Genomic DNA, 22,501 nt, shown 5'->3' with positions numbered 1-22,501 from the left:
TTTTTCAATACCTTAAATACAGCCACAAAACCGAAAACGATTTCGTAAAATAATACTTTTCAACCCTTCATAATTCAATTATGATATATTTAACCAAGCTAAAATTCAAATTATCACCCCAACATACTCACTACCTAAATATAAAAATATCGTTTAAATGCATTATCATCTCAAAATATTTCACATTTTTTAACACAGATAAAACATCTAATTAAAAGACACTTAACAATCATACGTAGTGGCAATGTTGTGTTGATTTTCATTTCTGTTGAGGTTTAATAAACACAATCAATTTGGAACAAACACCTATATAGGCCGACCTTTATGAGGTTATTAATAATCAAAAATAAAAGAGCATGAGATTACTATTATCTAACCTAATTCTTTTGTTGTTTTCTATATCTGTATTTGCACAAAGCAGTACTAATATTACAGGTATAGTTACAGACCAATCTGAAATGCCATTAATTGGTGTTACCGTATTTGTTAAAGGAACCACTTCTGGAACCGTAACAGATATTGATGGGAGCTACAGCATTGAAGCTTTAAGCAATGCTACACTCGTTTACAGTTTTATAGGTATGAAAACTCAGGAAATTCCTGTAAATAATCAAACCTTGATTAATGTGTCTTTACTTGAATCTACCACAGGTCTGGATGAAGTTGTTGTTATTGGATACGGAAAGATGAGCGTAAAAGATCTAACGTCATCAATAACCACTGTAAAATCTGAAGACTTGGTTAAAACTCCTTCTGGTAACGTTATGCAATCGTTACAGGGGAAAGTTGCCGGACTTCAGGTTATTAGTTCCGGGGCTCCGGGTGAATCGCCAACCATACGCCTTCGTGGTATTGGTTCTTATCCCGGACATGGCAACGAAGGACCTTTGTATGTTGTTGATGGAGTATTTTACGACAACATCGATTTTTTAAATACGGCTGATATTGAATCAACCTCAGTACTTAAAGATGCTTCAGCGGCAGCTATTTATGGAGTGCGGGCTGCAAATGGAGTTGTATTAATTGAAACCAAATCCGGTAAACGAAATCAAAAAGCCCAAATTAATTACAATGGCTATTACGGATATCAAGTGGCTCAGAATGTATTGAAAATGGCGAATGCTGAACAATACACGAATATGGCCTTAGAATCAGGATCGGCGGCAGATGAACAATTCATATTAAATGCGATGCAGCGATACGGCAGAAGTCGTATAAATCCAAATGTACCAAACGTAAATACAGATTGGTATGACGAAATTATGCGCACTGCAGCTATTCAAAACCATAGTTTAAGTGTATCCGGAGGTAACGAGAATACGACTTACTCAATTGGAACAAGTTTCTTTACCCAGGAAGGTGTTTTGAATATGAAGAATGAGTATGAACGTTTTAACCTTCGTTCAAAAATTGACTTCCAGGCAAATGAATGGTTCACAATTGGTGGCAATATTATATTGAGTAATTCGACCAAATATGAACCCGAATCGGCAGCTTGGAATGTGGCTTATTTTGCGGTACCAATTATGCCTGTTTACGATGAACTAAATACTGCTGCAAGCCCAACAAGATATGCGAGCGCTGAAGACTTAGGGTATCGGGGAGGTAAAAACCCATTTCCAACGATGGATTTAAGTGAAAATCGCATTAGAACAAAAAAAGTACTTGCAAATTTCTATGCTAAACTGGATCTTATACCAAAAAAATTAAATTTCAAAACAACTTACAGTCAGGATTTCACTTCACAGGAAGGACGATTTGTTGATCTTGCTTATTTTGTCAGCACTAATTTTAAGCGTACTGATGACTCTGTTCAAAAAAACTCTCAAACTACAACAAACCAAACCTGGGATAATATTTTAACATATACCGACAGCTTTGGAGGACACAACTTTACACTTATGGCTGGATCATCTTACAGAGATGAAACCTGGAATTATCTTAGTGCAACCGGTTTAAATTTCCCCTCCGGACTTGAAGAAAACTGGTACATTAGTAAATCAAAGAGTAAACCATCTGATAGCGTTAATGATGACGGAAGAAAACAGTATGGTATGTCCTATTTTGGAAGAATGTCTTATAATTTCAACAACAAATATTTACTCTACGGAACCATGAGAGCGGATGGCAGCTCAAAGTATCAGGAAAAATGGGGTTATTTCCCAACTGTTGGTGCTGGTTGGGTTATTTCAGAAGAAAACTTCATGAAGGATGTAGAATTTATTGATTTTTTAAAATTTCGTGCAAGTTGGGGTAAACTGGGAAATAATAAAATCGCGGCCAGCGATGGTGCTAACTCAACCAATGTTGTAACGACTGCAATTGATGGTGTTTTAGTTTCCGGTACAACAACCTCGAGTACCTACTCTTCTCTTAAATGGGAGGTTACCGAAGAAACAAACTTTGGTGTTACGACAACTCTTCTTGCTAACAGACTATCTGTAGATGCTGATTATTATATCCGCGACACAAAAAATGCAGTTATAGATGTTACCAATCCTCTTATAGGAGGTACTGTAAGAAAAAATGTTGGCGAAATCAGAAACTCAGGATTCGAGCTGGCTTTGAATTGGAGTGATAATATTACGAAAGATTTAAAATACTCAATTGGAGCAAACGTTTCTACTCTTAAAAACGAAGTAAGGGATTTGTTTGGTCAGCCCTATATAGACGGAGGACAAGCAGAATTTCGTCAGCGTTCAATTGTTGGAGAACCATTATTGGCATTTTTCGGACGTGAAGTAGTTGGTGTTTATCAAAATGAGGCTGAAGTCGCCGCTGATCCTGTTGCCGTGGAAAATGGGTTGGCTCCCGGGGATTTAAAATACAAAGATCAAAACAAGGATGGAAAAATTGATGATGACGACAGAGTTGTTTTAGGCTCTTATTTTCCAAATTTCATGTACGGTGCAAATCTTGGTATAACTTACAAAAACTGGGAATTCACAATGAATATTTTAGGACAGACAGGAAACAAAATTCTCAATCGTAAACGCGGTGAGTTAATCTGGACAAATGATGGAAACCTGGATGCTGATCTTGCAAAAAATCGTTGGCATGGTGAGGGAACGTCAAATAAATATCCTTCATCTGCAGGATTAAGAAAAGGCTGGAACCAAAAGATGAGTGATTATTTTGTCGAAGATGGATCCTACTTCAGAATTCAAAACATTCAAGTTGCTTACAATCTAAGACAAAAGGTAGTGTTTGGTGTAAAAGTTCCTGATGCTAGAATTTCATTCACTGCAGATCGTCCTTTAACCGTATTTAGCTACAATGGATTTAATCCTGAAGTAGAAAATGGAATTGATACACAAACCTATCCTATTCCTGCAGTATATACACTTGGCTTAAATGTTAATTTTTAATTCGAAAAAACATTTCATCATGAAACTATTTAAATATTCTATACAGATCACCCTTGCAGCAGCTGCAATTCTATTTGCGACGGCCTGCGATGACAAATTAGACGAACCAGCCGAGAATATTGCCATTACAGACAGCACTGACTATTCTATTGCTGAAAATATGATTTCACCCTTAATTGGTCTTTATGCTGAATTCAACAATAAAGGCTGGGAAGCAAATCCATTGATATCCGTTCGGGGAGATGATGTAAATGCAGGAGGTTTAGGTGATCAGCAAGATTTTGCCGAGACTGACCTATACAATTACAACAAAGATTTTTGGATGTACAATTCCGCCTGGGAAGGTGAATACCGCGATGTAATCACCTCTCACAGTACAATGGAACAAATTCAATTGTATGCTGACAAAACAGGAAATCAAAGCTTAGGAGACCAGTATATTGCAGAAGCAAAAACAATTCGCAGCTGGATTCTCTTTAATATATCCCGAACATGGGGAAATATTCTAGTTCCAACGAGTTCAGATCCTACAGAATTATTGGCTGCAGATATCACATCAAAAAATGATGTGATGCAGCACATTTCTAATCAAATGGACGAGGCAATTCCTTTCTTACCGGATATGAATCCGAATCAAAGAACTGATATTCGCGGCGGCGTAACTAAATACACCGCGCTTGCGATAAAAGCTCTTGCAAATTTGGAATTGAAAAACTATCAGGCTGTTGCTGATGCTACTTCGCAAATTATCAGTTCAAATAAATTTAGCTTGGAAGCTGATTTTTACGAGCTGTTTAAAATTCCCGGGAAGCTAAACAATGAGAATTTACTGGAAATGCAATATTCTGACTTTGGACAAGCTTCAGGCGACAGCAAAAGTTACCTGTTCGAATTCTTTGGTCCTCAAAGCTGGACTCCAAAAGTTGAAGGAGCCGGCAGTGGCTGGGGATTTTGGGAACCTAGCTTAAAGTACATCAAATTCATGCTCGACAGAGGTGAAACTGTTCGTTTGGAAACCAGTGTATTATTTACGGACAGAGGCATTGCAGAAATTCAAAAAGATCCGAATTATGCAACACTTCCTGCATGGGTTTCAAACACAACCCGATCGGGAGATGTAATTAATGATTATGCCCGTGCCCTTTTTGCAAGTGGCAAGCATTATTTACCATCAGATCAGCTTACACCTGGACGTACTACATACGGTACAAACAAAAACTTCACCTGCATTCGTTATGCTGAAATCCTGTTAATGCACGCCGAAGCCATAACACAAGGCGCATCAAGCTCATCAATATCTGCAGATGCTGCGGTTAATTTAGTTCGGGAAAGAGCTGGCTTAACAGCAATTTCAGGAGTTACAAACGAACAGGTTATGGATGAAAAATTTGCTGAATTAGCCATGGAATGGGGAACACGCTTTTTTGATATGGTTCGTCTTGAAAAATACAACGAGCTAAGCTACGAAGGAAGAACCTTTACTGCTGATTTGATTTACTTACCCTATCCTCAAAATCAAGTTGATTTACTTCCAGTCTTAAAAGGCAGCAACTAATAATTTTGATCATTAAAATGAAGAAAATGAAACGACCATGTAAAAAAATTACACACAAGAGAATGAGTGTAATTGGGGAGTTCCATATGGCAAACAGAAACAAATAATAATCATATGAAATTATTTAAAAACATACTAATTGTAATGATTGCTCTCGTATTTGCTACGGCATGCGACGAAGGAATTGATCCGATTACAGCAGTGAAACCAGGAGTGGATGAAACTGCCCCCGTAATCAAAATAAACTACCCTACTGAAGGAACAATCATAAAAGTTCTTGATCTGGTAACATCAATTGACATTGATATTAAAGTAACCGATGATATTGAAATTGGAAGCATATCTGTGCTAATGGATGGAACTGAAATAGCAAATTTTAGTTCATTTACGGATTATCGAATTGCTCTTGAAGAATTTACCTATGACAACGTAAATACAGGAAATCACATTATGACTGTGATCGCAACTGACCTGGAAGGAAAAAGTACCACATCGTCGGTAAATTTCTCAAAAGAACCTCCTTACACACCATTATTCGATGGAGAATTATTCTACATGCCATTTGATGGAGATTATTATGAATTGGTTAACATTGTACAGGCAACTAAGGTTGGATCTCCTGGTTTTGCCGGGGAAAGTATAATCGGAACTGATTCTTATTCGGGAACTACCGATTCTTATCTAACCTACCCAATTGCTTCAATGCTTACACCTGAATTTACTGCTGCATTCTGGTACAAGGTGAATCCATCACCGGATCGGGCAGGTATTTTGGTTATTGGAAATGATACCCCTGAAAATCGTAATCAGGGATTCAGATTATTCCGGGAAGGAAATGGTGCCGAGCAAAGAATTAAGCTTAATGTAGGTATTGGTACTGCAGAAGTTTGGAATGATGGCGATGTTATTGACGTTGCCGCCGGAGAATGGGTACACATTGCTATGACTATTTCACAAACTCAATGTACAATATTCTTTAATGGTGTTGAAATGCGATCTTCCCCTTTGACTGCTGCTGTTGATTGGACTGGCTGTGAAACATTGACAATTGGTGCCGGAGGCGAAACATTTAGCTATTGGAATCATCTTTCGGACAACAGCGCAATGGATGAGTTACGTTTATTCAATAAAGCGTTAACTGCAGGCGAAATTCAAGATATGATTAATGTTACCAATCCGTACCAGCCAAAATATGGTGAAACATTCTATATGCCTTTCGATGGAAACAATACCGATTTAATCAGCTACAATGAAGCCACAGTAGTAGGTACAACAGGCTTTGCAGGCGAAAGTGCACTTGGAAGTGATGCTTTTGCAGGAGCCACTGATTCTTACCTTACTTTTCCTATCGAAGGGCTGTTTGGAGAAGAGTTTAGTACTGTATTTTGGTATAAAGTAAACCCTGATCCGGACCGCGCTGGAATTCTTGTAGTTGGAAATAACATTCCCGAAAATCGCAACCAGGGCTTTAGATTGTTTCGGGAAGGAAGTGCAACCGAACAAAGAATAAAATTAAATGTTGGTACCGAAACAGCAGAAGTTTGGAATGATGGCGGTGTTATTGATGCAACTGCCGGCGAATGGATTCAAATTGCGGTTACTGTTTCTCTAACTAAAAGCACAATTTATTTCAATGGTGTGGAAATGTTATCCTCAGATCTTTCTAAAGGTATTGATTGGACCGGATGTACCACGATGACGATTGGTGCCGGAGGTGAAACTTTCAGTTACTGGAATCACTTATCCGATTCAAGTTTCCTTGATGAATTACGTTTTTTTAATACAGCTCTTTCTCAGGAAGAAATTCAAACAATATATGATGCAGAGAAGTAATCTCTCAATATAGAATTCTTAATTCCAGAGGTTTCTCACAACCAGAAGCCTCTGGAATTCAATATTACTCAACCAGAATTAAAACCAATGCTCAGACTATTAACCATCCTTTTAACTTTTGTAAGTGTTTCAGCTTTTGCTCAGCGTACAGCAGAAACCTATTGCAATCCGCTGAATATTGACTACACCTACATGATTTACAATTCCCAAAACGACCTTTCCTATCGCTCTGGAGCAGATCCTGCTGTAGTGGAATTTCGTGGCGAATACTACATGTTCGTAACACGGTCATTGGGTTACTGGCATTCTACAGATTTGCTGAACTGGGATTTTATTCAACCCGAAAAGTGGTATTTTCAAGGATGCAATGCTCCTGCCACACACAACTATAAAGATTCGGTTCTATACGTAACCGGAGATCCTTCCGGTTCTATGAGTGTTTTATATACCGATAATCCTAAAAAAGGAGATTGGAAAATTGTCCCTGCCATTCTCAATAATCTTCAAGATCCCGATCTGTTTATTGATGATGATGATCAGGCTTATATCTTTTGGGGATCTTCCAATCAATTTCCAATCAGAGGCAAGAAGTTAGATAAAAACAAAAGATTTATTGCAGAAAAAAACACCACTGAATTATTCAGCCTTAACCAGGAAATTCACGGATGGGAACGATTTGGGGAAAACCATTCCGATACCATTCTTAAAGGATATATGGAAGGTGCCTGGCTGACAAAACACAAAGAAACTTATTACATGATGTATGCCGCACCGGGAACAGAGTTTAATGTTTATGCCGATGGCGTTTACACCTCTAAAAATCCACTGGGGCCTTATACTTACCAAGTTCACAATCCGGTTGTATACAAGCCCGGAGGATTTATGAACGGAGCCGGGCATGGAAGCATCGTAAAAACAACTTCCGGTGCTTACTGGCATTTCGGATCGATGGCTCTTTCTGTCAACGAAATCTGGGAGCGCAGACTTTGCATGCATCCTGTTTTCTTTGATGAAGACGGACTCATGTACAGCAATACCCGATTTGGAGATTATCCACATTATGCGCCAAATTCAAAAGAAAAAACCGGCAAATTTCGTGGATGGATGCTTTTATCATACAATAAACCCGTTAAAAGTTCATCTCCCAAAGGAATTGAAAACCTAACAGATGAAAATGTAAAAACATTCTGGTTGTCAGATACAAACACAGGCGGAGAATGGTTCACAATCGACCTCGAAAAGCCAATGGATGTAAAAGCGGTTCAAATCAATTTTCACGATTACAAATCGAATATGTACGGCAGATATAAAAATTTAAAACATCGGTACCTGATTGAATACTCTGTTGATGGATCAAATTGGAAATCACTGATTGACAAATCCAATAGTTTTAAAGATACTCCCAACGATTACGTTGAACTGGATCAGGCCTATAAGGCCAGATTTATAAAATATACCAATATTGAAATTCCTACTCCATCGCTTGCAATTTCGGATATTCGAATATTTGGAAATGCTTCAGGCAAAGCACCATCAACAGTAAAGAACTTTAGCGTTGAACGCTTAAAAGACCGACGAGATGCAAAGATCAGCTGGAAACAAATGGAAGACTGCCAGGGATATAATATCATTTGGGGAATCGCTCCGGACAAGCTATATAATTCATGGATGATTTATGGTAAAAATGAACATTTGCTTAAATCACTTGACTCTGACAAAACCTACTACATCACAATTGAAGCATTTAACGAAAACGGCATTTCGAAAACCTCTCGGGTTATTGAAGTAAAATAAAATTATGAACTATACAATTTTATTATCTCTTTTCATGCTTCTTTCATCATGTGGTAAAGATAAAGAGGTAAATATTCCCGAAGAGGAAACCGGTAATAATGGCCCAAAAATTTATCAGGGATTATCCGATGAGATGTTATTGGATACCATTCAATATTATACTTTTCAGTATTTCTGGGATGGTGCAGAACCCAATTCGGGTTTGGCTCCTGAGCGAATCAATTTATCAGGAATTTATCCGCAAAACGATCAACATGTTGTAACAACCGGAGGTTCGGGTTTCGGGCTTATGGCTGTACTTGTTGGAATCGACAGAGGATTTATTTCCCGTGAAGAAGGCGTGCAGCGATTTGAAAAGATTGCCGGTTTTTTGGAAGAAGCAGATCGTTTTCACGGAGCCTGGCCACATTGGATGAATGGAAAAACAGGGAAAGTTGTACCCTTTGGTCAGAAAGACGACGGCGGCGATTTGGTTGAAACATCCTTTCTTGCGCAAGGCTTAATATGTGTTCAGGAATACTTTAAAACCGGATCGGAAAGAGAAAAACAATTGAGCGAAAGAATTAAAAATCTTTGGCATGGTATTGAATTTAATTGGTATGAGAAAGACGGCAGCGATGTGCTTTACTGGCATTGGTCCCCAAATTATGCATGGGAAATGAATTTTCCTCTGGAAGGTTACAACGAGTGCTTAATTACTTACATCACAGGAGCCTCATCGCCAAACTATTCCATCAAAGCCGATTCATATCACAAAGGCTGGGCCCGAAATGGAAACATTGTTCAGCCAAGTTCAAAATACGGATATACTTTAAATCTAAAACACAATGGCAATCCATCTGCTGGCGGCCCTTTGTTTTGGGCACACTATTCCTACTTAGGTTTTAATCCAAGTATCAGTTCTGATAAATATGCCAACTATTGGGATATTAATGTTGCACACACCCTAATGAACCGAGCCTATTGCATTCAAAATCCTAAAAAATTTGATGGATACGGCGAAAATCTGTGGGGATTAACAGCCAGCTATTCCATAAAAGGGTACAGCGAATGGGAAGATGGTGGAGGAAGAGAACGAAATGATTTGATTGCAAGTGATCTCTATTTGGGTTATGCAGCTCATAATCCCGATAAAGACTATGGAGTCATCGCTCCTACCGCAGCTCTTTCCTCTTTTCCTTATGCACCAGACGAATGTATGAAGGTTGCAAAGAATATATACTTCAATTTGGGAGACAAAACTTTTGGTAAATATGGTCCATACGATGCTTTTAGCGTGGAACACAATTGGTATCCGAGAAGTTATTTAGCCATCGATCAGGGGCCAATTGTATGCATGATTGAGAACTACAGAACTGGTTTACTTTGGGATTTATTCATGAACTGTCCGGAAGTGAAAGAAGGATTGAACAAACTGGAATTTACTATTCAACAGTAAGTTATAAATCGTGATCAAACATTATCTAAGAAACATTCAAAATGAGAGATTTTAAAACTATATGTCTCGGACTGATCCTTTTTTTGAGTTTAGGGCATACTTATGCTCAAGACTTAAACCTGTATCAGAAGGCCAATTTTATTCTTGGACAGGACACCTTAAAATATCGAATCCTTTATCCGGAAAACATGGAAAAAGGCAAGAAATATCCATTGGTATTATTTCTTCATGGTTCCGGTGAAAGAGGAACTGACAACCAAAAGCAGCTGACTCACGGAGCAAAGCTTTTTCTGGATCAGACAAACCGAACGAATTATCCTGCTATTGTTGTTTTTCCCCAGTGTCCCCCTGATATTAAATGGACACATCGATTAAAAGAAAAATCAGCAGCAGGAGACTGGATTTTTAAATTCCCTACGGAATCAGGCCCTACAAAACCAGCCTATATGGCCGATCAGTTAGTAAATAAAATAGTAGAGGAAGAAAATATCGACCCGAAGAGAATTTACATCATGGGCTTATCAATGGGAGGAATAGGAACGCTGGAATTTTTATACCGTTGGCCGGATAAGTATACGGCGGCTGCTGTAATTTGCGGCGGACACAACCCGAAATTGGTCACAAAATACTCTCACGTTCCAATTTGGTTTTTTCATGGGGGCAAAGATGATGTTGTTCCCGGAAAGTATTCTAAACTAGTCTACGATGAGCAAAAAAAATACAATGCTGAATCAAAATACACGCTTTATCCGGAAGCCAATCACAATAGCTGGGATCAGGCATTTGCAGAACCTGATTTAATAAAGTGGCTCTTTAGCAAGAGCAAATAATTAATTACAAATAAACAATAAAGCGATTACAGATTACTATGAAAATGATTAGAAAAATGAAAACAAAGCTTACACTATTCAGCATATTGGTATGCATTGCAATGTTTTCATGCAATACATCCAAATCGAAATACAAAAGTTATAGCGGCGATGCCGAAATTGAACGAAAAGTGGATTCTGTTCTCTCTTTAATGACATTAGAGGAGAAAATTGGACAAATGACTCAGTTCTCTGGAAGAGGTGATATTACAGGACCCGAAATGCAAAATGAGGTAATGCCTTATCTTAAAAAAGGTTTGGTAGGAAGTATGTTTAACGAAGCAACTGTTGAAAAAGTCAGGCCACTTCAGGAGGCTGCTCTGGCAGAATCAAGACTAAAAATTCCTGTACTTTTCGGATACGACGTCATTCACGGCTTTAGAACCATATTTCCTATGTCGCTTGCAGAATCGTGCTCCTGGGATCTTGATTTAATGAAAGAAAGTGCCCGGATAGCTGCAACGGAAGCTGCTGCCGAGGGCATTTCATGGACTTTTGCACCAATGGTTGATATAGCCAGAGATGCACGCTGGGGACGCGTAATGGAAGGTGCCGGAGAAGACGTTTATCTTGGAAAACTGGTTGCCACAGCAAGAGTTAAAGGTTTTCAGGGTGAAGGTTGGAAAGATTTAAAATCGACCAATACGGTGCTGGCCTGTGCCAAGCATTTTGCTGCATACGGAGCGGCAGAAGCTGGTCGCGACTACAATACTGCTGAAGTTTCGGAACGTACTCTAAATGAAATCTATCTTCCTCCTTTTCTGGCTGCAAAAGAAGCCGGTGTAGCAACCTTCATGACTGCTTTTAACGAAATTGGCGGCGTACCTTGTACTGCGAGCAAATATTTATACAAAGATGTTCTTAGAGACCGATGGGACTTCAGAGGCTTCGTAGTTACCGACTACACTGCAATTAACGAATTGGTTGAACACGGCATTGCAAAAGACGAAGCTCAGGCGGCAGAATTGGCAGCAAATGCCGGAATCGATATGGACATGACAGGTGGTGTTTACCTGGAGAACCTAAAAGCTCAGGTTGAAGCCGGAAAAGTAAGCATGGAAAGCATAGATATCGCTGTAAGTCGAATTCTGGAAATGAAGTTTTTACTTGGCCTTTTCGACGATCCCTATCGATATATGGACGAAGCCAGACAAGAATCAACCCGAATGAAACCAGCATTTCTGGCATCAGCAAGAAATATTGCGAAACGTTCTGTTGTTTTATTGAAAAACGAGAACATATTTCCAATTGATAAATCTTCACGAAAAACCGTTGCTTTAATTGGCCCGATGATTAAAAACCAGACCAGCTTAAATGGTGAATGGGCTGGCCGTGGAGATAGAAATCAAAGTATTTCTTTGTTCGATGGTTTACAAGAAAAATACAAAGGTTCAAATATTCAATTTACCTATGCTTCGGCCTGCGGTTTAAAAGGAAACGATAAATCAGGATTTAAACCGGCATTAAATATTGCGCGTAAAGCTGATCTTGTTCTTGTTGCCATGGGAGAAGATTTCAATTGGTCAGGCGAAGCTGCCTGCAGAACAAATATTCAGCTGCCAGGCGTTCAGCAGGATTTTCTAAAAGAGCTTACAAAACTAAATAAACCAACAGGTTTAGTCCTTATGAACGGACGTCCGTTGGATTTATCGTGGGAAAATGAGAATATGGATGCGATAATGGAAGCCTGGTATTTGGGAACAACAGCAGGAGATGCTCTTGCCGATGTTATTTCAGGAGATTACAATCCATCCGGAAAGCTAACCTTATCTTTCCCCCGCAATGTTGGGCAGGTTCCAATTTATTACAATGAGAAAAACACAGGCCGCCCAATTCCCAAAGATGATCCTGATGCAGATTATAAATCCACTTATATCGATGTTGAAAACTCCCCTCTTTATCCTTTTGGATATGGTTTAAGTTATACCACATTTTCGATAAAAGATGTGAAATTAAATACCAATACTCTTAAATCAGGAGAGCAATTAACGGTAAATGCCACGTTAAGCAATACCGGCGGCCTTTACGGAGAAGAAGTGGTGCAACTGTATGTTCAGGATTTATACGGAAGCGTAAGCCGTCCTGTGAAAGAATTAAAAGGATTTGAAAAAGTAGGATTAGAGCCGGGAGAAAGTAAAGAAATACAATTTACAATTTCGGAAGATGATTTGAAATTCTTCGATATTAACATGAATTTCGTTGCAGAGGATGGTGATTTTAAACTTTGGGTAAGTACCAGCTCATCCGACGAATCGAACGAACGTTCATTTAACTTTAAGCATTAGTTTATCAATAGTTGGTTTTATTAGTTACAGCGGTACAGTTTCTAAATTGTACCGCTGTTTTTTTTGCTTTACAGCCAACAAAAAATAAAATTCCCACAAGTTAAAACTCATCTAAAATACTTTTAGATTCAGAATCAAGTTATACCCTGACATCACAGACTTGGTTATAGTAAAAGCATAACAAGCCGCTATTTTAAGCCGTCCTGATCTTTAATCGTATTATTTGTTGCCGCCCAAAAGGCGAATTACCTCTTTCAGGATTTCATTTTCAGTAGTAAGCTTCTCTATTTGCGGATTGATTGGGTTTTCAATATTGAGCTCTCCGGCGAGTATCTTAAAAAAATTAACCTGAAGTATCTCACTAATCTTAGCCAGACGATCGGTTTGAATGTCTGGCTTTTTTAGGGTGTTGTAGGTGGCATTTAAACTTAAGCCAAGCTTTTTAGCCATATCAGATATGCTCACTTCCTGCTTTTTCATTTCTGATAAGATCAGCTCATTAATGGGGATTGTTTTATTCGAAGTCATGCTTAAAAATAGTGATAATAATTTACATTCTGGAATAACAAACAAATTTAAATGGAAATTTATTCCTTTATTTCAGTAATTAATTACAATAAAGCAGTATGAAAATACAATTATAAAATGATAAAATGCCAATATTTAATTACAATATATAGTCATATGGTAGCATATTACATTCCTACAGTAGTAGCTTCCACTCCTACAGTAGCAGGTTACAATCCTACAGTAGCAGGTTACAATCCTACGGTAGCAACTTCCATTTCTACAGTGGTAGATTACATTCCTATGGTAGCAGGTTACATTCCTATGGTGGAAACATACAGATCTGCAGCAATAATGGTAAATCACCAACAAAACTATGCCAAAATGTTTCTTTTAGATTCAAGTCATACTCTGGAATAGACGGCTTATTGTAGTAAGAATATTAGCTGACAAATCAATTAATACCTCATAATCACTTTGGTGAGATTTTCATCGGGTTCCAACTCCATTTTTTTTCGTAGTCTGTATCTGCTCACCTCCACACTTCGAACTGTAATTCCCAGAAGTATCGAAATTTCTTTCGAATTCATATTCATTTTCAAAAGAGAACACAATCGTAAATCCGCAGGAGTTAAATTTGGATAATTCTGTCTCAACCCATCGTAAAACCCACTTTGAGATGCAGCAAAATGCCGCTCAAAATCGAGCATGTCCTTTTTCTGAGTCAGCTGTCCGTTTATTACTTTCAAAATCTTATCGTAATCGCGGTGAGGAAAACGTCCTTCCAATTTTTGGAACATAACTTCCAATTCGCGTTTTATTGTATTTATCGATCTGTCCTTCTCAACCAGAGCGTTGGCTGAAACCGTTAATTTCCCCTGCAGATTCTCCAGTTCTTTCTGTAAAACATCATTCTGAAGCTGCTCTATTGTCGATTCGTTTTTCTTGTGTTGATCGGTATGTTTTTTCTCAATGATATAGGTCTGTTTCTCCAAAATGCGTTTATTAAAAACAATCAGTAAACCAACACAAACCACCAGCGATAAAATGATAACAACAACGCCTGTTTTTGAAGCAAACCAAGGAGGCAAAATTACGAATGGGTATTCTACCACATTTGATCTGCTGCCGTCGGAAAATACAGCTCTGGCCTGATATACATATTCTCCGTGCGGTATATCATTTATTGTATTTACATTTTCAGTTTCACCTTCAATCCAATCGTCGTAAAGATTCACAATACGGTATTGATAGGTCACATCATTAGGGCCATAGTTGACCGAATTAATAGTAAATTCCAGAGAATTATCTCTGTTCTTAAGTTCCAAAACCTTGTTGTTATGCAAAGGCAGTAAAATTCCCTTATTATCGACACCCTTTTTCCCCTTTACAACTTGAGTGATGACCAATGGCTGATGCTTGTAAACATCATTCGATTCATTGGGAAGGATAGCAAAGCCATTCTCCAAACATAAAACACTGGCATCTTTGTTAATTGAAATATTCTGATACTTATCGGGAAATGAAAATTGTTTATCCAAGGTGAAAGCACTTACAAAACTCATTGAATCTGCTGTGTTTTTCATATAAACAGCCTCATTATCGGCGATAGCCCAAAAATGGTCTTGATCGGCATTTACAATATTTACAGCCTTTTTAAAACGGCCAAGAGTATTATTCAACTTATTAAAAGGCAACATTCTATCAGTAAGATCATCATAAGTGTAAATCTCCTCTCCTGTTGTTACAACCACCCGGTTATTAACGGTAAAAACATTCAGCTGATATTCTGTAGGCAAGCCTGATTCCAAACCAAAATACTTATTGGATACTACCTTTCTAAAATCATCAGACAGCTTCAAACGATTCAAGCCTTTTATTTCGTGACTGATCCAAACATAACCAGCATGATCAACCTCAATAAACCGACATGCACCTTCAAATCCATCAACAAAATGAGAAAAAACCCATTGGTTATTTTCTCTTTTAAACATCCTTATTTTGAAGTAAGTAGATTCAATTAACCATTCCTGCCCGCTCTTTTCAATAATTTCAAAATCAGTACCTCCGATTGCTGTTGACAATGGATAAGCGTCTCCCTGATCCAATTTGAAGATACCATTATTGCTGCCACACAAGAGTTCGCCCCTCAAAATTTCCAATTTCCAGATGTGCCCGGTAATCCCCTCTAAAAGGGATAATTCTCTAAAATCCAGATCTGCATAATCCTTATCAAATTTTGAGCAAAGAACCCCGTTATTTGTTCCAATATAAATGTATCCATTGTGTTTTATGACAGAATAAATTGCCGACGGAGCATTATCCATATCAATTTTATACTCAATGGTCGAATTTAAGTCGACATAAGACAATCCATTATCCATTCCCAGCCATAAATCTCCCGAATGATCGAGAGCCATTCCCAAAACAGTATTGTTTTCCAGTTTAGACTGCCGGTCGATGTGACTAAGGATTTTACCATCATGATTAATAATGTATAAACCACCCAATAAGGTTCCTACTGCATATGCAGTATCACCAATGGAAACGGCAGAATTTACATCTTTTGAAGACAATACCTCATTGGCTTCACAATTCCATTTCTTAGTTTTTCCATCCTTTAAAATGTGAAGTCCTGATTTTCCATCGCCAACAATAATACCACGCTCGTTGGGCAAATAAAAACGGATGGTCGCATTTTTTGCAAAATCGGAATCAGCAATAACTTTAATCTCCCCGGCTTCAATTTTACAAATTCCCCGACCGCTGACTCTTGAATAAACTGTGCCATTTATCTTTCCTAAAAACATCAGTTCACCTCCCGGCACTACAGATTTTACCTCTTCGGTTTCCGTATTGTATATAAAAAGTGTTGGGAATGACTGAAAAAGAATTTCTTTTCCGCTCTTAACAATGGACCATATTCTCTCACTGGAGAACTTGTAATCGTTTAATTTTTCGGCTAATGAATAATAATTTAATACGCCTAAGCTGTCCCTCTTCCAATATCCAAAATCTTCGTAGCAGCCGGAATACAATCTCTGGCTCTGCTCATCAAACAGCAGAGATCGAATTGCCGATTTAGATCTGTGCTGATGTAAAACCCAATCTTTCCCGTTGTATTCAAGTACACCGCCGCTGTTCCCAAAATAAGCCCTTCCAAGCTCATCAAATGCTACTGCCCAGTTCTGGCTCATTGCCTGATACTCACTCCGATCGTGATTAATAACAAAAATCCCAAACGGCTTTTCTATTGCGGAAATAAAAGTCGTCTGAAAGAGTAAAAATAAAAGAAGAATTAAATTGGCAGGTTTCATAGTTGCAATTCGATCTGGTTTCCTACAAATATAAAAAAATCAGGCACGATATTACCTGATTTAGTTGATCTTGCAATAAATAGCAAAGAAAAAAGGAATTAAAAATATCAGAATATTACTATTTTAAATCTCATCGAAGGTTTTAGCGGAATCCTCGCACAAATTAAGTAAGGTTTGTAATTCTGTTTTAGTAAACGAGCGGTACTTTCCAACTTTTAAGCTGCCTAAGGAGATGTTCATAATCCGAAGCCTTTGCAGGGTTTTCACATTATAATCCAGATATTCGCACATTCTGCGAATTTGTCTGTTTAAGCCCTGAGTCAGAATTATTTTAAATGTAAAATCATCAACTCTCCAAACTTTACATTTCTTAGTTACGGTATCTAATATAGGAACACCATTTCCCATTTTTTTAATAAAATCGGATGTTATTCTTTTATTTACCCGAACAATATATTCTTTTTCGTGGTTGTTACGAGAGCGAAGTATTTTGTTCACGATATCGCCGTCATTGGTCAGAAAAATAAGCCCTTCACTCGGTTTATCCAATCGTCCAATTGGGAAAATCCGCTCCGGATAATTAAGGTAAGTTATGATATTTCCCTTGATATGAGTATCTGTAGTGCAGGTGATGCCAACTGGTTTGTTAAATGCCAAATAAATATTTCCAACTTTCTTACTTATGATTTGTCCTTTAACCTTGATCGTATCCTCGCCGGTAACCTTAACGCCTAAATCTGCAGTTGTTCCGTTCACCTTCACTCTCCCACTCTCAATCAGCTTATCAGCCTCTCTTCGTGAACAATATCCTGTTTCGGCAATTGCCTTGTTTAGTCGTTTTAATTCCATTTTTTCTCTGCTTCCATCCAATTGAAATGCAAAACTACAGTAATTAATTAATTATCTGAAAAGAAGAAGCTTTTCTTTAAAAAAAACCAATTTAAAATTGCCTGCAGCCACTCCTAAAAACAACACCCCCAACCCGAAAGATGGAGGTGTATTTTATGATTGTGAGGCAAAAAATATTACTGATTATTTTTATAATGACGATCCAAAAATAAGTAGCGATTATCATTCTTTGCGTGAACCACTTTTGATTCTACATCAATAAGCATGACAGGCGGAGCAGGATCCATTGCCTCAGCTGCCGGCCATTTCTCAAGACCAACTCCATTAGGGTTGCCTGTTCGTATAAAGTTGGCAAAATAAGTCAGCATGCTTTCCGATACAGTATAATCATCATCTGTCCATGCATAATCGTTAACCAAATACAGGTTGCCCATGCAGTATTCAATTTCACTGGCATGAGCAGCGCCAATCGGCTCAGGCATCTTAAATGAATCATCCTCTTTCTTTTTCGTACCTCCGGCAAGTCCTGACACGGATTCCTGATCAACCAAGGCCGGACGAATTCTACTGAAAAAATATCTGTACACAGGCTGAGAACTATTTTTCCGGTGCAAATCGAACCATTTCCACGTACTGTAGGATATAAACCTGTCGGACGCAAGATCCGTTGCCGACTGTTCTATTTCTTTTTCAGTATCATGTGCATAAAGTTTTAGCACCTCATCGTAAGAATCAGGATAAGTAATTTTCACCTTTTTAATAAAATTCTCCTTAGTATACGGCAGTCCCTGCATAAATGCCATTCCGGGAATTTCAGCCGAATTCCATCCCACCAATAAAGGCACCTGTGCCTGTTCCTTCGCATTAAAAACAGCAGGAAGTGATTTGGAGTAAAAATATCCGTCAAGCACGGTTGGAAAGCTATAAATTTTCGATTGTTTGCAAATTTCAAAAAGTTCATCCGTGGTTAGTTTTCTTAATTCGGCCAATGAAGTTAAACCAGCCTTTTTAGTAAACTCTACGCCTTTTTGCTCTGCCTCTGCCAAGGGTACTGGAAATAAAGTTGGATTAATTGCAGCCCCACTTTCGCCGATTGCACCTGCAATTAATTTATTTGATAAAGGAGAAGCCATCTGAGCACTTACTGAAATAGATCCTGCTGATTCTCCTGCGATGGTCACCTTTTTCGGGTTGCCTCCAAATGCAGAAATATTTCTTTGCACCCATTTGAGCGCTGCACTCTGATCAAGCATTCCATAATTACCAGATGCCTTATAACCTGCCTCTTCACTAAGTTCCGGATGAGCAAAAAAACCAAAAATATTCAAACGGTAATTTACGGTAACTACAACAATTCCTTTTTGAGCCATGGCTGCACCATCATATCTCGGTTCAGAACCATCTCCGGCCAAAAAACCACCCCCATAAAAATAGACCAGAACAGGCAATTCTTTCCCATCGCCCTTTTTGGCAGGAGTCCAAACATTAAGATAAAGACAATCCTCACTCATACCCTCCGATCGGGATTTCATATCACCGTAAACATTCGTTTGAACGGGCTTTGCTCCAAATTTTTTAGTCTCTAAAATTCCGTCCCAATTGTCCAATGGCTGAGGAGCTTTCCATCGCAATTCACCAACGGGTGGCTTTGCAAATGGAATTCCAAAATACAGACCAAGACCTTTTTGAGGATCTTTAACTCCTTCGATTATTCCATTCTCAATTTTTACTTGTTTGGAACTGTTTGTATTCTGAGCCATTATGGATATACTCAGCGAACAGAAACAAACTACCAGATACATTTTTCCCATTTTGTTTTGTTTATTATATGATTGTAACAACCAGTCACATTGAAATTAGTGATGAGCAAAATTTTCCTTTGGCAGGCTGTACCTGCATTTTTGTATACCATCAAACTGTTAATTGTATGTTTTTTAGAACCAAAAAACCAAATAAAAACCAATGGGACTAAAAACACCCCGGACACTCATCTATCCAGCATCATCAATTTTACAAAAAAAACAGCAAATAAAGGAAAAAACCAAAGCTGTATTTTACAGATACAAGGAAATTAATATAAATCTTCAAGGAGTCAGGTGAAGTTCTGCAGGATTGCATTTCTGACTCGATGCAATTGAATAATTGAAAACGAAACTGTAAAGCAAGCTTTAAAAGCGTTATTATACACACATTAATCTTTTGCGCGGCATTGCAATGAGTCGACAGTATTGTTACCCGTTCACCAATTGTCTAAATTTTTACTCTTCTACAATCGACAAGCGGTTGGTTTCCACATGATAAAACAAAGGAGCAACTGTAATTTTCGGATATTTCACACGCAATCGCTTGGCTTCAGTCACTACAAATTCTATTTCATTTCCAATTTCAAACATGGGAGCAAAATTGGTAAAATGTTCTTCCGCTCTTTCTGCTGTCCAACCTGCAGTACCAACCAAACCACGTATAAATTCATCTTTTCGGGAATGCAGATTAACCATGCCGCAGTTATCATGGCCAATGAGTGCTATGTGCTTAATTTTACCAACAGAAATAGCATATGAAACTTTAAACTCACTATATCTTAAATTGGCTCCTCCTGATCGGATAATATAAGAGAAATTTTCAGGGATATGCAGATGTTTGCGATTATCCATACACATACCAACCAAAAGCTGGGCTTCGGTATAAGTGGCAAAAGCCCGTTTTAAGTTATGGAACTCCAGCAGCAATCCAATGGGTGTTTGTCGATATTCCGGCAAAATATCCTCAATACAATTAACAGGTAACAGTCGATTCATGATTACAATAGCTATTTCTTTTCCACTAAAAAATCATCACTTTAGAGTGGTATGGTTTAGAATGATTCTAAAGATAGCCAAATGATTCTTCTGTGCAAATCAGAAATACAAAGAAGAATTATTCGACCGGATAATTTTCCAACTGTCCCCATTCCGCCCACGAACCATCGTAAAGATATTTGCTGTTTGTTCGCACCAGCTCACAGGCCAGTAAAACAATACAAGCACTTACTCCCGATCCGCAGCAAAAAACCAAGGGTTTATTCTTTACAGATAAGCGTTCAAAAATCTCATTTAATTCATTTTTCGGCAGAAACATTCCATTAGCCAAAACGCTGCTAAAAGGAATATTAATGGATTTTGGAATGTGACCACTTTTCACATTTTCCCTGGGTTCGGGAACTCTGCCCAAAAACCGATCTTCTGAACGAACATCAATCACAAGGCTCTGCTCACTATTGATATTTTCGAGAATTTGTTCAGAATTCAAAACTGATTCCAGATTAAAATCAGCTTGGAAATCGCCCGGTTCCAATTCGATGGATTTCTCTCTCTCAACGGCAAAATTTTCTTTACTCCAACACGGCAAACCACCATTCAAAACAGCAACATCATCATGCCCCATTGCTTTAAACAGCCACCAAACCCTTGGACTTGAATAAGTACCTAAATTATCGTAAACAACTATTTTACTATTCTTATTAATTCCCAGTTTACGGCACTCTGCGGTAAAACGATCCGGACTTGGAATCATATTTGAAATTGGATTGTCAGGATCACAAAATGTATTTTTCAAATCGAAAAAACGCGCATTTTCAATTTGAACACCTTCGTATTCTGATTTTAACCCGGCCTTATTATCCTTTAGACTAGCATCAAGAATAAGCAGATTAGGATCATGCAAATGCTGAGAAAGCCATTTGGCTGATACTACCGGTTTCAATTTGATTTGAGTTTTTAACATGAATTAAAAAATTGAAGATTCAGTTTCGCTGGTAAACAGTTCCAAAAATTTCATTCCCTTACTCGAATTTCCCTTTTTATTCAACCTTGGACTCCATACTGCAATGCTGTATTGATTAGGAAGAATGGCAACAATACCACCACCAACGCCACTTTTCCCCGGCAAACCAACTTTAAACGAGAATTCACCAGCTTCATCGTAAAAACCACACAATTGCATTACAGCATTAATTCTTTTCGATTTACTGGAACTTAAAAACTTCTCATTAGTTATAGGATTTTTCCCATACGAAGCCAGAAAAAGGAATGTTCTTGCCAGCTCACTACAAGTCATTTCGATGGAGCACAAATTAAAATAAAAGTCCAAAACTGTATCAATGTCATTACGGATATTCCCTAAATCCTTCATTAAATTGATTAGAGCAGCATTTCGATAACTTGTTAATTTTTCAGATTCGGCAATACGGGAACAATACTCAAGAGATGAATTACCTGATAGAGTTCTCACAAAATGAAGAAACTCTTCCTTAGGATTTTCAAGATGTTCCACTAAAACATCGCAAATTACCAACGCTCCTGCATTTATGAATGGATTACGCGGAATTCCCTGATCGTATTCTAACTGAACCAAGGAATTGAAAGGAGTACCCGATGGTTCAACCCCCACTCTCTTCCATAAATCCTCATCTTCCAACTTGTATGCCATTACCAAGGACAAAACTTTTGAAATACTTTGTATGGAGAACTTTTCTTCTGAATCTCCCAAACTATAATTTTGGTTCGTATTTGTAATTAAATGAACTCCAAATTTATCCGGATCAACATCACGAAGTTCTGGAATATAAGACGCAGGACTCCCGGAATCCTTATAATCGTCCATCTTTTTTAAAATCTCAGTAAATATCTTTTGGTATTCCATAAACCA

General features: G+C 38.1%; 15 protein-coding genes. 8 read left to right on the top strand and 7 right to left on the bottom strand.

Annotation, left to right across the window (positions count from 1 at the left end; all coding sequences use genetic code 11):
• The first annotated feature begins 356 nt into the window (after positions 1-356).
• The 7 genes from ACY0M5_RS08795 (at position 357) to bglX (ending at position 13,142) form a co-directional block, all read left to right on the top strand.
• Positions 357-3,368 carry a SusC/RagA family TonB-linked outer membrane protein gene (locus ACY0M5_RS08795; RefSeq protein WP_461631508.1) on the top strand — a complete coding sequence of 1,004 codons (3,012 nt, stop codon included), beginning with the start codon at positions 357-359 and terminating at the stop codon, positions 3,366-3,368.
• A 19-nt stretch (positions 3,369-3,387) separates the two neighbouring features.
• Positions 3,388-4,923: a RagB/SusD family nutrient uptake outer membrane protein gene (locus ACY0M5_RS08790; protein ID WP_461631507.1), complete on the top strand. Its 1,536-nt coding sequence runs from the start codon at positions 3,388-3,390 to the stop codon at positions 4,921-4,923.
• Positions 4,924-5,037: 114 nt separating this feature from the next.
• A complete protein-coding gene (locus tag ACY0M5_RS08785; RefSeq protein WP_461631506.1) occupies positions 5,038-6,756 on the top strand; it encodes a LamG domain-containing protein in 1,719 nt (572 codons plus the stop codon).
• An 87-nt stretch (positions 6,757-6,843) separates the two neighbouring features.
• Positions 6,844-8,550, top strand: a complete 1,707-nt coding sequence (locus tag ACY0M5_RS08780) for a family 43 glycosylhydrolase (RefSeq protein WP_461631505.1) — start codon at positions 6,844-6,846, stop codon at positions 8,548-8,550.
• Positions 8,551-8,554: 4 nt separating this feature from the next.
• Entirely contained in the window at positions 8,555-9,988 is a 1,434-nt protein-coding gene (locus ACY0M5_RS08775) for a glucoamylase family protein (protein WP_461631504.1), read from the top strand.
• A gap of 41 nt (positions 9,989-10,029) precedes the next feature.
• Positions 10,030-10,818, top strand: coding sequence for a carboxylesterase family protein (locus tag ACY0M5_RS08770; protein ID WP_461631503.1), 789 nt, complete (start codon positions 10,030-10,032; stop codon positions 10,816-10,818).
• Positions 10,819-10,874: 56 nt separating this feature from the next.
• Positions 10,875-13,142, top strand: a complete 2,268-nt coding sequence (gene bglX / locus ACY0M5_RS08765) for a beta-glucosidase BglX (RefSeq protein WP_461631502.1) — start codon at positions 10,875-10,877, stop codon at positions 13,140-13,142.
• Positions 13,143-13,361: 219 nt separating this feature from the next.
• On the opposite strand, the gene ACY0M5_RS08760 is transcribed toward bglX, so the two are convergent.
• Positions 13,362-13,670, bottom strand: a complete 309-nt coding sequence (locus ACY0M5_RS08760) for a helix-turn-helix domain-containing protein (RefSeq protein WP_124991797.1) — start codon at positions 13,668-13,670, stop codon at positions 13,362-13,364.
• 156 nt (positions 13,671-13,826) lie between these two features.
• Between ACY0M5_RS08760 and ACY0M5_RS08755 the strand changes: the two genes are divergently transcribed.
• Positions 13,827-14,069, top strand: coding sequence for a hypothetical protein (locus tag ACY0M5_RS08755; protein ID WP_461631501.1), 243 nt, complete (start codon positions 13,827-13,829; stop codon positions 14,067-14,069).
• Positions 14,070-14,107: 38 nt separating this feature from the next.
• Here the strand turns inward: ACY0M5_RS08755 and ACY0M5_RS08750 are convergent, their stop codons facing one another.
• From ACY0M5_RS08750 to ACY0M5_RS08725, 6 genes are all read right to left on the bottom strand, one after another.
• Positions 14,108-16,966: a helix-turn-helix and ligand-binding sensor domain-containing protein gene (locus ACY0M5_RS08750; RefSeq protein WP_461631500.1), complete on the bottom strand. Its 2,859-nt coding sequence runs from the start codon at positions 16,964-16,966 to the stop codon at positions 14,108-14,110.
• Between the two features lie 123 nt (positions 16,967-17,089).
• Positions 17,090-17,815, bottom strand: a complete 726-nt coding sequence (gene rluF / locus ACY0M5_RS08745; protein WP_124991794.1) for a 23S rRNA pseudouridine(2604) synthase RluF — start codon at positions 17,813-17,815, stop codon at positions 17,090-17,092.
• Positions 17,816-17,991: 176 nt separating this feature from the next.
• Positions 17,992-19,626 carry a carboxylesterase/lipase family protein gene (locus ACY0M5_RS08740; protein ID WP_461631499.1) on the bottom strand — a complete coding sequence of 545 codons (1,635 nt, stop codon included), beginning with the start codon at positions 19,624-19,626 and terminating at the stop codon, positions 17,992-17,994.
• A 447-nt stretch (positions 19,627-20,073) separates the two neighbouring features.
• On the bottom strand, positions 20,074-20,613 hold the full coding sequence (locus ACY0M5_RS08735) for a carbonic anhydrase (protein WP_461631498.1): 540 nt from the start codon (positions 20,611-20,613) through the stop codon (positions 20,074-20,076).
• Positions 20,614-20,731: 118 nt separating this feature from the next.
• The gene (locus ACY0M5_RS08730) at positions 20,732-21,577 is read right to left on the bottom strand and encodes a sulfurtransferase (protein WP_461631497.1); all 846 of its coding nucleotides are present in this window, start codon (positions 21,575-21,577) and stop codon (positions 20,732-20,734) included.
• Positions 21,578-21,580: 3 nt separating this feature from the next.
• Positions 21,581-22,495, bottom strand: coding sequence for a glutaminase (locus ACY0M5_RS08725; RefSeq protein ID WP_156195569.1), 915 nt, complete (start codon positions 22,493-22,495; stop codon positions 21,581-21,583).
• Positions 22,496-22,501: the final 6 nt, after the last annotated feature.

The organism is Labilibaculum euxinicum, assembly GCF_963678175.1.
GTDB lineage: Bacteria > Bacteroidota > Bacteroidia > Bacteroidales > Marinifilaceae > Labilibaculum > Labilibaculum euxinus.
This window is presented reverse-complemented; position numbering and strand designations above follow the sequence as displayed.

Coding starts and splice junctions, on each gene's coding strand:
- ACY0M5_RS08795 (WP_461631508.1), top strand. CDS start 357: ATGAGATTACTATTATCTAACCTAATTCTTTTGTTGTTTTCTATATCT.
- ACY0M5_RS08790 (WP_461631507.1), top strand. CDS start 3,388: ATGAAACTATTTAAATATTCTATACAGATCACCCTTGCAGCAGCTGCA.
- ACY0M5_RS08785 (WP_461631506.1), top strand. CDS start 5,038: ATGAAATTATTTAAAAACATACTAATTGTAATGATTGCTCTCGTATTT.
- ACY0M5_RS08780 (WP_461631505.1), top strand. CDS start 6,844: ATGCTCAGACTATTAACCATCCTTTTAACTTTTGTAAGTGTTTCAGCT.
- ACY0M5_RS08775 (WP_461631504.1), top strand. CDS start 8,555: ATGAACTATACAATTTTATTATCTCTTTTCATGCTTCTTTCATCATGT.
- ACY0M5_RS08770 (WP_461631503.1), top strand. CDS start 10,030: ATGAGAGATTTTAAAACTATATGTCTCGGACTGATCCTTTTTTTGAGT.
- bglX (WP_461631502.1), top strand. CDS start 10,875: ATGAAAACAAAGCTTACACTATTCAGCATATTGGTATGCATTGCAATG.
- ACY0M5_RS08760 (WP_124991797.1), bottom strand. CDS start 13,670: ATGACTTCGAATAAAACAATCCCCATTAATGAGCTGATCTTATCAGAA.
- ACY0M5_RS08755 (WP_461631501.1), top strand. CDS start 13,827: ATGGTAGCATATTACATTCCTACAGTAGTAGCTTCCACTCCTACAGTA.
- ACY0M5_RS08750 (WP_461631500.1), bottom strand. CDS start 16,966: ATGAAACCTGCCAATTTAATTCTTCTTTTATTTTTACTCTTTCAGACG.
- rluF (WP_124991794.1), bottom strand. CDS start 17,815: ATGGAATTAAAACGACTAAACAAGGCAATTGCCGAAACAGGATATTGT.
- ACY0M5_RS08740 (WP_461631499.1), bottom strand. CDS start 19,626: ATGGGAAAAATGTATCTGGTAGTTTGTTTCTGTTCGCTGAGTATATCC.
- ACY0M5_RS08735 (WP_461631498.1), bottom strand. CDS start 20,613: ATGAATCGACTGTTACCTGTTAATTGTATTGAGGATATTTTGCCGGAA.
- ACY0M5_RS08730 (WP_461631497.1), bottom strand. CDS start 21,577: ATGTTAAAAACTCAAATCAAATTGAAACCGGTAGTATCAGCCAAATGG.
- ACY0M5_RS08725 (WP_156195569.1), bottom strand. CDS start 22,495: ATGGAATACCAAAAGATATTTACTGAGATTTTAAAAAAGATGGACGAT.